Below are 13406 nucleotides of genomic sequence, written 5' to 3' on the forward strand. Positions count from 1 at the left end.
TGTGGCAGCGATCATTTGGCTCATAGCGGCAGTGGTTCTCGCCGGTGCCGAGGCACTGACGGGCGACTTCTTTCTTCTGATGATCGCCGGCGGCGCGCTCGGCACTGCTGGGGTCTCTGCTCTGACAGATTTTCCGGTGTGGGCCGATGCGATCGTCTTCGGTGTTCTGTCGTTGGCACTGGTTCTCGGTTTGCGCCCGATTCTGTTGCGACGCTTCGCGACTCCGCCCGATACTCCGATGGGTATGGCCGCACTCACCGGCAAGAGTGCGGTCGTTCTCGAACAGGTCACTGCCCACGAAGGCCAGATCAAGCTCGGTGGTGAGGTGTGGACCGCTCGTCCACTCGACGAGACCGAGGTCTATGCCCCTGGCACCACCGTGACCGTGATGGAAATAGACGGCGCAACCGCCGTCGTATGGAAGGGACCGTAGCCAGTGGAAGCACTCATCGCACTGGCTGTCATCGTCGCGTTCGTCGCGGTGTTGATGGCCAAGTCCATCTCGATCGTCCCGCAAGCCGAGGCCGCCGTGATCGAACGGCTGGGCCGTTACACCCGTACCGTGTCCGGGCAGCTCACGTTTCTCGTTCCGTTCGTCGATCGCATCCGTGCGAAGGTCGACCTGCGTGAGCGGGTCGTGTCGTTCCCCCCTCAGCCGGTGATCACCAAGGACAACCTGACCGTGTCGATCGACACCGTCGTGTACTTCCAGGTGACGAACCCGCAGTCGGCCGTGTACGAGATCAACAACTACATCGTCGGCGTCGAGCAGTTGACCACCACCACGCTGCGTAACGTCGTCGGCGGAATGACGCTGGAAGAGACTCTGACGTCGCGTGATTCGATCAACGGTCAACTTCGCGTCGTGCTGGACGAGGCAACCGGCCGTTGGGGCCTGCGAGTGGCCCGAGTGGAGCTCAAGAGCATCGATCCGCCGCCCTCGATCCAGGAATCGATGGAGAAGCAGATGAAGGCCGATCGCGAGAAGCGAGCGACCATCCTCACCGCCGAAGGTCATCGTGAATCGGCGATCAAGACGGCCGAGGGCGACAAGCAGAGTCGAATTCTTGCAGCCGAGGGTGGCAAGCAGGCATCCATTCTCACCGCCGAGGGTGAGCGGCAGTCGCGCATCCTGCGGGCACAGGGTGATCGAGCTGCGAAGTATCTCGAAGCTCAGGGCCAGGCCAAAGCCATCGAGAAGGTGTTCGGTGCCATCAAGGCCGGCAAGCCGACGCCCGAGTTGCTGGCGTACCAGTACATGCAGACGCTGCCGCAGATGGCGCAGGGCGATGCGAACAAGGTGTGGATGATTCCTAGCGATTTCGGCGATGCGCTCAAGGGCTTCGCCAAGACGCTCGGTGCGCCCGGCGAGGACGGTGTGTTCCGCTACGAGCCCAACGAGTCGGCCGGCAACGAGCCCAAGCCCGAGGACGACTCGGACGAGGTGGCCGAATGGTTCGAGACCAAGACCGATCCGGCGGTCGCCGAGGCGGTCAAGGCTGCAGAAGCAGTGGCACGCAAGCCGGTAGACACCTCGTTGGCTGCGTCGCCCGAACTGTCGAAGGGTTTCGACGTCGGCGCCTTGGCGGCGTCGCCGGAGGCGGAGCCGGAACAGCGCTGAGGTCTGCCTCGGTCAGCTGATCAAGGCGGTTCCGACGCCGGCAGCGGCGAGGGCCCACAGCACGCTGGCGAAGGTGCCGATGATGAACTGTTCGGAGGCATGGGATTCGCGCAGTTCGGGATAGCGCGCGAGTCCCTTGACTGCCAGCACGATGGCGATCCCTTCCGGCCAGCCGGCGAGGATCGACACGGCGACGGCCACGCGTTCGAGGATGCCGATGGTCAGTCCACCACGAAGCGGCTCGACCGGATTTTCTCCGGTCGAGTCGTTCTGTCGTCGTGCGACACGAAACACAGTGGGTACCACTGCTGTTCCACCGAGGGCGGCAGCGGCGACGCTCAGGACGACTCCGATGGCATGGCCGAGACCGTAGGCCGGTCCGGCCACCGTGGCCAGGACTGCCGCTGCTGCGAGCAGACTCGACGCGGCCACGGTCGGCAACCATCGGCGAATTCCGGTCCCGGCGGGGACGGTGGCGGCAACTGCGGCCAGTGCGAGTAGCACCAGGGTTGCGACGATCATGGCCGATGGGTTTTCGTCGTGTTCGCGGCGTCGAGCAATCGAGTCGCCAGGGTGCGGCCCGCGTTCTCGACGTGCCAGCCGGCTACCGAGAGTCGTTGCGACATGGCTTGTTTGCTGATCTTCAATCGTTCGGCCGCGTCGGTCTGCGACAACCCTCGTGCCATGAGTTCGACCGCTTCTCGGCCCTGGTCCGAGCGTCTGATGACGAGCAGCGCAACCAACGTCGATGCGGTTTCCGCATCCTCGGCGGCAGCGGCGTCGGGTCCGCTGACGGCGAGTGCGGCCGGGGCGTTCTTGGCTCTGGTCACGGCGTCTCGGGCTGCCTCGAACGCCGGTCCGCGGCCGGCGCGCGTCGTCTCGGGTAGCGGGAGTTCGACGGAACCGACGCCGACGCCGACGCTCCAGTGCGGGGTCGAGACCAGTTCGAGGGCGATCGAGACGACAGTGGCGGCGTCCTCGCACACTGCTTGCACTTCGTCCCCTGCGGTGCGCTCGAAGGGCCGGATCAGTTCGTGGTCGCGATAGTGATCGAGCAGTTCGGGCACGCGATCGATGTCGCGTCTACTGCGTCGCTGGTCCACGGTCAGTACGAACATCTGGACAAGGCTAGATCGTTGATGTAATCAAGTCAAGCTTCAAGGCTTGATTCGTCGGAATCAAGGTTCCCGACCTGTCGACCGCCGACGGGTGCAGGCACGGACCGCGAACCGCGCGAGAGACGCCAATCCACGACCAGCCCACTCAGACCGATCGCGATACAGACCGCAGACAACACCAGCAGCGCCGGATGCGTCTCGCCTCCGATCGCTCCGCCGATCACGACGATTCCGAGAGTGCCCGGCAGCATCCCGACGGCCGTCGCCAGCGCGAACGGGACGGGCCGGACCGCCGACACACCACACGCGTAGTTCACCACCGAGAACGGCACCGGCGCAATCAGGCGCAGAGAGCCGACGGCCAGCCAGCCTCGTCGCCGCAAACTCTCGTCCACCGAATCCAGGACCGAATGGGACATCCGCGCTGCCACGGCGTCGCGGCCGATCGCGCGGACCAACAGCAACGCCAGAATCGCGCTGACCGTCGACGCGCCGATGGTGACCGCCAGACCGGTCAGGGGCCCGAACAGAACTCCTGCACTGAGCGTGAACAGGGTTCTCGGGACGGGCGCGACGGTCACGATCGCGTGCACGGCGAAGAACACGAGCGGGAACGCCGGGCCGACGGAGACGCCCCAATCACGAATCTGTTCGACACTCGGATGGGGCGCGAACACCGCCACGAGAGCGAAGACGGCAACAACCGCCAGCAGCGCGATCAGTCGAACGTCACGCAGGTGCCGGGTCACGAGAGACCAGCGTACCGGCGCGAGACGACACCTCGGGGTTTCGGCGAGTTCGAGAGGGGAGCGTCACGACCGAACGTGAGGTGATCCTCACGATAACCTGCAATGCGGTGGGGTTAGCATCACTTCAAGTCGGGCTCAGTACTACCCGCCGAACCGAGGGAGCAGCACACGTGTCCATCGCGTCGCACGAAGATGCCGCACGCAGCGCTCATGCGGCCTGGCAGAAGGCAGTGGCCGGTGTTCTGGCCAAATCTCGTCGGGTCGAGGTGGCCGATCTGCCCGCCGACGCCGAACGTCTACTCGATTCCACGACGTACGACGGGATCACCGTGTCCCCGCTCTACACCGCATTCGACGAGCGCCCGGAAGGTCCGCTACCCGGCCGATTCCCCTACCTGCGGGGACGTGACCCGCACCGCGACGTCAACGCGGGCTGGAAGGTGTGCACCCGCCACGGTTCGGTCCGCGGTGACGGTGCCGACGACGCCTCCACACTCAATACGCAGATACTCGATTCGCTCTCCAACGGCACCAGTGCCCTGTGGTTGACGGTCGGTGCCGGTGGTGTCGATCCGACTGCTCTGCCCGAGGTTCTGAGTGGTGTGTTTCTCGAGCTCGCCCCGCTGACGCTCGATGCGCGCGGGGATGTTCGCGCAGCGGCAGCCGCGGTGTTCGGGGTGCTCGATTCGGCCGAGGTCGACGAGCGCGCCGCAGTGGACATCCGGCTCGGCGTGTCCACTCTCACAGCCGGATTGGGCGGAACCGAGTCGATAGAGATGGCCGAGGCACTCGAGTTGGCTCGCGAGTCGATCGGTCGTGCCGAGACGGTTCGTACGATCACGGTCGACGGCACCGTGTTCCACAACCTCGGTGGCGGCGATGCACAGGAGCTCGGTGCGGCGATCGCCGCAGGTCTCGAGTACGTGCGGTCCATGACCGATGCCGGTATCGGCATCTCGGATGCTCTGCGCCAGATCGAGTTTCGATTGGCCGCCACCGACGATCAGTTCCAGACCATCGCCAAGTTCCGGGCCGCTCGCACGCTGTGGGCGCGCATCGCGCAGGTGTGCGGAGCGCCGGACGCCGGCGACGCTCCTCAGCATGCGGTGACCTCGGAAGCGATGATGTCGCAGCGGGATCCGTGGGTGAACATGCTGCGGACCACGCTCGCCTCGTTCGGAGCGGGAGTCGGCGGTGCCGATTCGGTGACCGTGCTCCCGTTCGATGCGGCACTCGACGGTGGCGCAGCCGGGGTGTCGAAGACGTTCGCGGCCCGCATCGCCCGAAACACCCAGCTGCTCCTGCTCGAAGAAGCGCATCTCGGCCGCGTTCTGGATCCGGGTGCCGGGTCCTGGTACATCGAAGAACTGACGGCAGCGGTCGCAGCGAAGGCCTGGGAGTTCTTCCAGACCGTCGAAGCGTCGGGTGGATTCCGAGCCGCCGTCGACGACGGTTCGCTCGTGGCTGCGATCGAGAAGACTCGCGCCGAACGAGATTCCGACATCGCCCATCGAGTGACTCCACTGACCGGTGTCAACGAATTTCCCAATCTGGCCGAGGCACCACTGACTCCCCAGCAGACCGAACAGCAGGGCTCGGCCACCGTGTATCGCTACGGCCGGGCGTTCGAGTCCCTCCGTGACCGTTCCGATGTTTTTCTGGCCGAGCACGATGCGCGCCCCACCGTCCTCCTGGTACCGCTGGGCAGCGTCGCCGAACACAACGTCCGAACGACGTTCGCGTCGAATCTCTTGGCGTCGGGCGGAATCGAGGCCGTCAATCCCGGCCCCCTGACCGTCGACGGAATCGCCGGATCGGTCGAGACGTCCGGAGCTCACACAGCGGTGGTGTGCGGAACCGACAAGAGATACGCCGACGAGGCAGCCACTGCCGTGGATGCACTGCGGGCCGCAGGCGTCACGCAGGTGCTGCTCGCCGGCCCCGAGAAGATCTTCGCCGGCATCGAGGGCACCACGCGTCCCGATGGATTCCTGACCGCGAAGGTCGACGCCGTCGCAGTGCTGACCGAACTTCTCGACACCCTGGGAGCCTGAGATGAGCGAGCCTGACATGAACAACGACGAGCGCCGAATCTCGCACACCATCGGAAGTTTCGCCGAGGTGCCACTGGTCGATCCCGACGAGCCGACTCCGCCGCCGCCGTCGACCGAGGACGTCACCGCCCATGTGCAGCAGGGCGCGAAGGCCAACTTCTACACACCCGAGCAGGTGGTGTGGTCCACCCCCGAGGGCATCGACGTCAAGCCGGTGTTCACCGAGGCCGACCGCGCAGCCGCCGAGGCCGAGGGCTACCCACTGCACAGCTACCCGGGTGCCCCGCCGTTTCTCCGCGGGCCGTACCCCACGATGTACGTCAACCAGCCGTGGACGATCCGCCAGTACGCCGGCTTCTCCACCGCGGCCGAGTCCAACGCGTTCTATCGCCGTAACCTGGCGGCCGGCCAGAAGGGTCTGTCGGTCGCGTTCGACCTGGCCACCCACCGCGGCTACGACTCCGATCACCCGCGGGTGCAGGGCGACGTCGGAATGGCCGGAGTCGCCATCGATTCCATCTACGACATGCGGCAACTGTTCGACGGCATCGACCTCGGTAGCGTCTCGGTCTCGATGACCATGAACGGTGCGGTGCTGCCGATCCTGGCGCTGTACGTCGCGGCCGCCGAGGAGCAGGGCGTCGGGCCGGAGAAGCTCGCCGGCACCATTCAGAACGACATTCTCAAAGAGTTCATGGTGCGCAACACCTACATCTATCCGCCGAAGCCGTCGATGCGCATCATCTCGGACATCTTCGCGTACACCAGCGAGAAGATGCCCAAGTACAACTCGATCTCCATCTCCGGCTACCACATCCAAGAGGCCGGTGCCACAGCCGATCTCGAACTGGCCTACACCCTCGCGGACGGTGTCGAGTACATCCGGGCCGGTCTGGATGCTGGCATGGACATCGATACGTTCGCGCCGCGACTGTCGTTCTTCTGGGCCATCGGAATGAACTTCTTCATGGAGGTCGCCAAGCTGCGGGCCGGGCGTCTGCTGTGGGCCGAGCTCGTCCAGCAGTTCGAGCCCAAGAGCGCCAAATCCCGTTCGCTGCGCACTCATTCGCAGACGTCGGGTTGGTCGCTGACGGCACAGGACGTGTTCAACAACGTCGCCCGCACCTGTGTGGAGGCGATGGCGGCAACCCAGGGTCACACCCAGTCGCTGCACACCAACGCCCTCGACGAGGCACTCGCCCTGCCGACGGACTTCTCGGCGCGGATCGCCCGCAACACCCAGCTGCTCATCGCTCAGGAGTCCAACACCGTTCGCCCGATCGATCCGTGGGGCGGCTCGCACTACGTCGAGTGGCTCACCCATCAGCTCGCGAATCGGGCCCGGGCACACATCGCCGAGGTCGAGGAAGCGGGCGGAATGGCTCAGGCCATCGGCGAGGGCATCCCCAAGCTGCGCATCGAGGAGGCGGCGGCCCGCACCCAGGCGCGCATCGACTCCGGCCGTCAGCCCCTGGTGGGCGTCAACAAGTACGTGCCCGACGAGCCCGACACCATCGAGGTCCTCAAGGTCGAGAACTCCAAGGTTCGGCGTGAGCAGATCGAGAAGCTCGAGCGGCTGCGGGCCGAGCGGGACACCGCAGAGGTCGAGGCCGCCCTGGCGAATCTGACCAGAGCTGCGGCGTCGGATCAGCCGGGGATGGAGAACAATCTGCTCGCCCTCGCCATCGACGCGGCACGCAAGATGGCCACCGTCGGCGAGATCTCCGACGCGCTCGAGAAGGTCTACGGGCGCCATCAGGCCGAAATCCGGACAATCAGTGGTGTGTACCGCGACGAGGCAGGCAAATCCGAGAACATCACCCGCGCCACCGCGCTGGTCGAGCAGTTCGCCGAGGACGAGGGCCGTCGGCCTCGCGTCCTGGTGTGCAAGATGGGTCAGGACGGGCACGACCGTGGTCAGAAGGTCATCGCCACGGCGTTCGCGGACATCGGCTTCGACGTGGACGTCGGCCCGCTGTTCCAGACCCCCGAGGAGGTGGCCCGCCAGGCCGCCGACAACGACGTTCACGTCGTGGGTGTGTCGTCGCTGGCAGCAGGTCATCTGACGCTGGTGCCCGCCCTGCGACGGGCCTTGGCCGACGTCGGCCGCGAGGACATCATGATCGTCGTCGGTGGCGTCATTCCGCCCGGCGATTTCGACGAGCTCTACGCGGCGGGTGCCGCGGCGATCTTCCCTCCGGGCACCGTCATCGCCGACGCAGCGATCGGCCTGGTGGAGAAGCTGTCCGTTGCGCTCGGGCACGCACCACGCGAGGCCAACGCCTGAGTATGGGTTCTCCGAACGACAACACGAGTTCCCCGACCGGAGCAGCGGCGCCGAGAGGCCGAACCATCGACATCGATGCGGTGGCCGACGCGGTCCGAGCGAACGAGAGATCCGGGCTGGCGCGTGCCATCACCCTGGTCGAGTCCACCCGATCGGATCATCGAGACCTGGCTCAGCAGTTGCTACTTCGGGTTCTTCCCGATGCGGGTGGTTCCCATCGCGTGGGAATCACCGGCGTGCCGGGGGTCGGCAAATCGACCTTCATCGACGCGCTCGGAATGCGGTTGATCGAGAAGGGGCACCGGGTCGCCGTGCTGGCCGTCGATCCGTCGTCGACGCGGACCGGTGGTTCCATCCTGGGTGACAAGACCCGGATGTCGCGTCTCGCGGTGCAGGAGAACGCATACATTCGGCCGTCTCCGACGTCGGGAACCCTGGGCGGGGTCGCACGTGCGACGAGGGAGACGATCGTGCTCCTCGAAGCGGCAGGCTTCGACGTCATTCTGGTGGAGACGGTGGGCGTCGGGCAGTCCGAGGTGACGGTCGCGAACATGGTCGACTGCTTCACGTTCCTGACGCTCGCGCGCACCGGAGATCAGTTGCAGGGCATCAAGAAGGGCGTTCTCGAACTCGCCGATCTGGTGGCCGTCAACAAGGCCGACGGCAAGCATGCGACCGACGCGAAGAACGCGGCGCGGGAATTGGCGGGCGCGCTGCGGCTGATCTATCCGCACGACGCGATCTGGAAGCCCCCGGTGTTGACGATGAGTGCCATCGAGGGCACCGGACTCGACGAGTACTGGGACACAGTGCTGCGCCATCAGCAAGTGCTGGATGACGCAGGCGAATTCGCAGAGAAGCGTCGCAAGCAGCAGGTCGATTGGACGTGGACGATGGTCAACGATCAACTGTTGCGAAGGCTGGCGCAGAATCCCTCCGTCAAGGCCATCCGCGGCGACGTCGAAGCCCGGGTACGCGACGGTTCTCTGACTGCCGCGCTGGCCGCCCAGGAGCTACTCGACGCCTTCGATTCCTGAATCTGCCTCGGCGACCGGGACCGCGGGATAGAGCCGGGCGGCGAGCGCTCCGACCCGTTCGATCAGTCGGTCGAAGAATGCCTCGGGATCGGTGTGCACGGCGATCGCCGCATTGGGGGCCTTGCCCCACATGCCGCGCCAGTCCGCGACGGTCGTTCCCCGCGTGAGGGTTCCGACGAGTTCGACGTCGACGGTCGCACGTCGATACTCGGCGATGTCCGGTTGCAGTGCCACCGCCGCCGCGAAGGGATCGTGCATGTGCGCCAGGAAACCCTGATCGTGATCGCGATGGAACTCCATGTAGAACCGCACCGCGTCGGAGAAGTGCCGCACGATGGGGTTCGACGCGATCGATCGAACACCCGGTGCGTCGTCGGTGGAGATCGACTCCACCGGAAGGCTTTCCACTCGCGCGGCCAGTCGACCGACGTGTTCGGGGGTCATTTCGATGGTCTCGGTGATGTCGAGCGCGCAGACGATGGGATGGCGTTCCGGCGGTAGTCCGGAGAAGGCCGCGAACACTTCTGCGGCGGCCTCGGGGTCGACGGCAATGTTCCATTCGCTGGTCGGTGTCGTGTTGCCCTGGTGCTGAAATGCGCCGCCCATCAACACCAGTCGCTTCAGCAGTCGAGGTAGCTCGGGATCCCGACGGATCGCGAGAGCGAGATTGGTCAGCGGACCGGTGACCAGCCCGGTGATCTCGCCCGGTCGCGAACGAACCAGCTCCACCCACATCGTGGTGGCGTCCCGGTCGGACAGCGGCCGCGTCGACACCGGAAGCTCCGCGTACCCGATACCTTGCGGGCCGTGGGTGTCCTCGGTTGTCATCAGCGGTGCGACGAGGGGTACCTGTGCGCCGAGCGAGACCTCGACATCGCCCGCGCGGCACAGGTCGAGCCAGGCGAGATTGTTCGCGGCAACCTGGTTCACCGGCACATTGCCCGCAGTGGATGCGATGCCGAGGATCTCGGCATCCTCGCTGGCCAGCAGGTACAGCAAGGCGAGAGAATCGTCGATTCCGGTGTCCACGTCGACTATCAAGGGGACGGTCACGACGCCACCTCCGTCGTCGGGGTGTGCCGCACCGGGAAGTTGACCGATCGCGCGATGAAGCACTTCGACGACGCGGACGCGTGCAGTTTCTCGGCGCGCGGCACCATCGACGGGTCCACGACGGTCACGACCGGAGCCAGGGTGACCTCGACGAACTGACCCGAACCGTCGGATTGCTCGGTCATCACTCCGGTGGGGGAGTCGGTGTAGTCGGTGACGACCACTCCCGATGCAGCGGCGAGCCCGAGGTACCACAGCATGTGGCAACTGGACAGCGAGGCGACGAGCATCTCCTCGGGATTCCAGCGTTCGGGATTGCCGCGAAAGCTCGGATCGGAGCTCGCGTGGAGGTCGGGTTTCCCTGGTGCCGAGACGATGTGATCGCGGTCGTAGGCTGCGGCACCGGTGGTACCGGCGCCGCGGTTGCCCGTCCAGTTCAGCGTGAGTCCGTAGTTGTGGTTCGGCACGGGTCCATCGTGCCAGTACCCGCCCGTCCGGTGACAATCCGCCGCGGAGGCAGCTGTCCGCATTGACCGTAATGCCTCGATTGCCAAGGTGCTGTGGCACATTCGCCGTTGCACCCGTTCACCTGGGCATTCGTCGAGGTGTGTGCATCGATCTGCACCGCGGTCGTTTGAAAACGAATCGTTTGTCTGGCTAACGTTGAACGAATGACATCAGCGCCCAGTCTCGAACCCAGCCGAGAACAGGCCACGTGGGGACGCCGCCACGTCCAGCATCTTCGCCGCGACGCGTTCTCGAAACGGATGCGCACCAAGCCTGCGCTCTCGGAGGAGAGCATCACTGTCGTCGATCAGCCGATGCTCAAGCGCGCCGTCTCGGCAGCTGCTCTCGGCAACACGATGGAGTGGTTCGACTTCGGCGTGTACGGCTACCTGGCCGCGACGTTGGGCAAGGTGTTCTACCCCGACGCGACACCGGCGGTGCAGCTCATCTCGACGTTCGCCACGTTCGCGGCAGCGTTCGTCGTTCGTCCGCTCGGAGGTCTGTTCTTCGGACCGCTCGGGGACCGAATCGGGCGGCAGAAGGTGTTGGCCGCCACCATGATCATGATGGCGATCGGCACGCTTGCCGTCGGCCTCATCCCCAGTTACGCGACCATCGGTATCTGGGCACCGATTCTTCTTCTCGTCGCACGTTTGGTCCAAGGATTCTCGACCGGCGGCGAGTACGGCGGTGCCACCACGTTCATCGCCGAATACTCACCGGACAAGCGGCGCGGCTTCCTCGGTAGCTGGCTCGATTTCGGCACCTTCGTCGGTTACGCCATGGGCTCGGGCCTGGTGACGATCCTCAACGCGGTGTTGGGCGACGCCACGATGGTCGAATGGGGTTGGCGCATACCGTTCTTCGTCGCAGGCCCGATGGGTCTGATCGGGCTGTACCTGCGACTCAAGCTGGAAGACACGCCCGCGTTCCGCAAACAACTCGACGAACACGACAACAAGGTCAAGGCGCAGGAGAGCGGTCGGAGGTCGATCGGAAAGATCTTCACCGATCATTGGCGGGCGCTGTTGATCTGCATGGGAATCGTGTTGCTGTACAACGTGACCAATTACATGGTGACGTCGTACCTACCCACGTACTTCACCGAGGTCGTCGGCCGCAGTCAACTCAGTGCGGACTTGCTCGTCCTGTCGGCGATGGTCGTCGTGGTGAGCGTCATCGTGGGTGTCGGCAGGCTCACCGACCGAATCGGACGCAAACCGGTGTTCGTCTTCGGTGCCGTCGGGCAGATCGTTCTCGCCGTACCCTGCTTCTTGTTGCTGCGTAGCAGCGGGTGGCTGGGGCCGTTGATCGCATGCTTGCTGCTCGGCCTCGTTCTGGCCTGTTTCGCGGCGCCGAGCGCATCGACGCTACCGGCCCTGTTTCCGACCCGGATTCGCTACGCGGCGCTGTCGATCGGCTTCAACCTGTCGGTGTCGATCTTCGGAGGTACGACGCCACTGGTCACCTCCGCGTTGGTCAGCGCAACGGGTAGCCCGATGATCCCTGCGTACTACCTCGTCGTGAGCGGTCTCGTCGGCCTCGTCGCCGTCGGATTTCTGCGTGAGTCTGCCACCCAGCCTCTGGACGGCTCACCGCCACAGGTCGACTCGACCGAGGAAGCCAAGGAGCTCTACTCCGAGGTCTCCTCGGCCTCCGCGCGGTCGTAGCGGCCGTCGATCAGTTCCGCTTGGCCCAGATCTCCATTCCGGCCGCATTGAGACGGTCCACGAGGACGTCGCCGATCGCAGTGGCGGGAGTGAGCACTCCGCTGGCCTTCGGCAGGGCGTCGCCGCCGTATACGAGTGCGAGTGCCGACTCGGCCAGCATGATCGCGGTGGCCTTGTAGCCGGGGTCTCCCGACGCCTTGACCCGGGCCCGGTAGCGAGCCCCCGACATGGTGAGGGTGTACAGGTCGACCGTGAAATGTCCCTTCTCGCGGGCTTTTTCACTGGGGCCGGTGCCCGGCTTGGGCAGAATGCGATCGAGCACCTTGGCCGGAAGCACAGTCATGGCGGACACGCCGACGAAGAGCCCCGCGGACAGCGCACCGGCGAGGACGGGGCTGGCGAACGACGAGCCGACACTCATCACCTCGCTGTAGCGGAACTGCTTTCCGTAGGCCCAGTCGCGAAGTGCGTTGGTCCGCCGGACGACTCGCGTGTTGTACGAGGCCATCACGAAGGGGGCTTTCCAGCCACGCAGGCTCGGGTCGATCTTCTTGCCGTCGATCAGCACGGTGTCGAGTTGGCGACCGAGTTGCGGCTCGAGGCCGCGATCGGGACTGAGCGAGTACGGCCGCGCGGCGATGCGTCGGGCCCGCTTGTCCTTCTTCATCGCCTCGATCTGCCCACGCAGCGAGTCGATGGTGCCGCCGCTGACCCCACCGGACATCGACGTGACCACCAGGGTCGTGTCGGTCAGCTCACCGGCGTTGTCCGCGGTCACGGCCTCGTACAGGGCGTGTACGCCGATGTCGGACGGGATGGAATCGAAGCCGCACGAGTGGACGATGCGGGCCCCGGTGCGCTGAGCGATCTCGTGGTTGGTATCGATGCTCTCGCGGGCGAACAGGACCTCGCCCGTGAGGTCGACGTAGTCCGTCCCGGCCTCTGCGCATGCCGTTGCCAGTTCCAAGCCGTACTTGGCGTACGGACCGACCGTGGTGATGACGACTCGGGTCGATCGGGCCATGGCCTCGAGCGATGCGACGTCGGTGGCGTCGGCCTCGAGAACAGACCACTGCTGAGCCCTGGAGCCCAGTTCCTTCCTGGCGGCCTCCACCCGCGCCGTCGAGCGCCCGGCAAGGGCGATCCGGGTGTCTGCCGGCGCGTGCTCGGCGAGGTATTTCGCCGTCAATTTCCCGACGAAGCCGGTGACGCCGTAGACGACGATGTCGTGAGTGCGATCGGGGGAGTCGGATGCAGGCGAGTTCATACCAGCGACACTAACGCGGGTCACCCCGGCGAGTCGACGCGCC

12 protein-coding genes are annotated in these 13406 nt (G+C 65.5%); 6 read left to right on the top strand and 6 right to left on the bottom strand.

The window, feature by feature from the left end; genetic code table 11:
* Position 1 precedes the first annotated feature (1 nt).
* Both ABZ677_RS14815 and ABZ677_RS14820 read left to right on the top strand, forming a co-directional pair.
* Positions 2 to 433, top strand: coding sequence for an NfeD family protein (locus tag ABZ677_RS14815; RefSeq protein WP_037190035.1), 432 nt, complete (start codon positions 2 to 4; stop codon positions 431 to 433).
* A 3-nt stretch (positions 434 to 436) separates the two neighbouring features.
* Positions 437 to 1621 carry an SPFH domain-containing protein gene (locus ABZ677_RS14820; protein ID WP_094634383.1) on the top strand — a complete coding sequence of 395 codons (1185 nt, stop codon included), beginning with the start codon at positions 437 to 439 and terminating at the stop codon, positions 1619 to 1621.
* 12 nt (positions 1622 to 1633) lie between these two features.
* On the opposite strand, the gene ABZ677_RS14825 is transcribed toward ABZ677_RS14820, so the two are convergent.
* Genes ABZ677_RS14825 through ABZ677_RS14835 form a run of 3 tightly spaced genes read right to left on the bottom strand, consistent with a single transcriptional unit; the run spans position 1634 to position 3488 of the window.
* A complete protein-coding gene (locus ABZ677_RS14825) occupies positions 1634 to 2143 on the bottom strand; it encodes a hypothetical protein (protein WP_094634384.1) in 510 nt (169 codons plus the stop codon).
* Positions 2140 to 2739: a hypothetical protein gene (locus ABZ677_RS14830; RefSeq protein WP_358370500.1), complete on the bottom strand. Its 600-nt coding sequence runs from the start codon at positions 2737 to 2739 to the stop codon at positions 2140 to 2142. Before ABZ677_RS14830 ends, ABZ677_RS14825 begins: the two co-directional genes overlap by 4 nt.
* Positions 2740 to 2771: 32 nt before the next feature.
* Positions 2772 to 3488, bottom strand: coding sequence for a TVP38/TMEM64 family protein (locus ABZ677_RS14835; protein ID WP_094634386.1), 717 nt, complete (start codon positions 3486 to 3488; stop codon positions 2772 to 2774).
* 170 nt (positions 3489 to 3658) lie between these two features.
* Between ABZ677_RS14835 and mutA the strand changes: the two genes are divergently transcribed.
* From mutA to meaB, 3 genes are read left to right on the top strand one after another with little or no spacing between them, the layout of a single operon-like run.
* Positions 3659 to 5542 carry a methylmalonyl-CoA mutase small subunit gene (mutA, locus tag ABZ677_RS14840; RefSeq protein WP_358370502.1) on the top strand — a complete coding sequence of 628 codons (1884 nt, stop codon included), beginning with the start codon at positions 3659 to 3661 and terminating at the stop codon, positions 5540 to 5542.
* A gap of 16 nt (positions 5543 to 5558) precedes the next feature.
* Positions 5559 to 7829, top strand: a complete 2271-nt coding sequence (gene scpA, locus ABZ677_RS14845; RefSeq protein WP_358370633.1) for a methylmalonyl-CoA mutase — start codon at positions 5559 to 5561, stop codon at positions 7827 to 7829.
* Positions 7830 to 7831: 2 nt separating this feature from the next.
* Entirely contained in the window at positions 7832 to 8866 is a 1035-nt protein-coding gene (meaB, locus tag ABZ677_RS14850) for a methylmalonyl Co-A mutase-associated GTPase MeaB (protein WP_358370505.1), read from the top strand.
* Here the strand turns inward: meaB and ABZ677_RS14855 are convergent.
* Both ABZ677_RS14855 and ABZ677_RS14860 read right to left on the bottom strand, forming a co-directional pair.
* Entirely contained in the window at positions 8843 to 9919 is a 1077-nt protein-coding gene (locus ABZ677_RS14855) for a nucleoside hydrolase (RefSeq protein ID WP_358370508.1), read from the bottom strand. The genes meaB and ABZ677_RS14855 overlap by 24 nt on opposite strands.
* Positions 9916 to 10386, bottom strand: a complete 471-nt coding sequence (locus ABZ677_RS14860; RefSeq protein ID WP_037189339.1) for an OsmC family protein — start codon at positions 10384 to 10386, stop codon at positions 9916 to 9918. Before ABZ677_RS14860 ends, ABZ677_RS14855 begins: the two co-directional genes overlap by 4 nt.
* 204 nt (positions 10387 to 10590) lie before the next feature.
* Here ABZ677_RS14860 and proP point away from each other — a divergent pair, with 204 nt between their 5' ends.
* The gene (gene proP / locus ABZ677_RS14865; protein ID WP_052047490.1) at positions 10591 to 12096 is read left to right on the top strand and encodes a glycine betaine/L-proline transporter ProP; all 1506 of its coding nucleotides are present in this window, start codon (positions 10591 to 10593) and stop codon (positions 12094 to 12096) included.
* A gap of 10 nt (positions 12097 to 12106) precedes the next feature.
* On the opposite strand, the gene ABZ677_RS14870 is transcribed toward proP, so the two are convergent.
* Positions 12107 to 13363, bottom strand: coding sequence for a saccharopine dehydrogenase NADP-binding domain-containing protein (locus tag ABZ677_RS14870; protein ID WP_358370512.1), 1257 nt, complete (start codon positions 13361 to 13363; stop codon positions 12107 to 12109).
* Positions 13364 to 13406: the final 43 nt, after the last annotated feature.

Source organism: Rhodococcus sp. NPDC006774 (assembly GCF_040636045.1).
Classification (GTDB): domain Bacteria; phylum Actinomycetota; class Actinomycetes; order Mycobacteriales; family Mycobacteriaceae; genus Rhodococcoides.

Excerpts from the sequence above, each read along its gene's own strand:
- ABZ677_RS14870 (WP_358370512.1), bottom strand. The coding sequence starts at position 13,363 with ATGAACTCGCCTGCATCCGACTCCCCCGATCGCACTCACGACATCGTC.
- proP (WP_052047490.1), top strand. The coding sequence starts at position 10,591 with ATGACATCAGCGCCCAGTCTCGAACCCAGCCGAGAACAGGCCACGTGG.
- scpA (WP_358370633.1), top strand. The coding sequence starts at position 5,559 with ATGAACAACGACGAGCGCCGAATCTCGCACACCATCGGAAGTTTCGCC.
- ABZ677_RS14830 (WP_358370500.1), bottom strand. The coding sequence starts at position 2,739 with ATGTTCGTACTGACCGTGGACCAGCGACGCAGTAGACGCGACATCGAT.
- meaB (WP_358370505.1), top strand. The coding sequence starts at position 7,832 with ATGGGTTCTCCGAACGACAACACGAGTTCCCCGACCGGAGCAGCGGCG.
- ABZ677_RS14825 (WP_094634384.1), bottom strand. The coding sequence starts at position 2,143 with ATGATCGTCGCAACCCTGGTGCTACTCGCACTGGCCGCAGTTGCCGCC.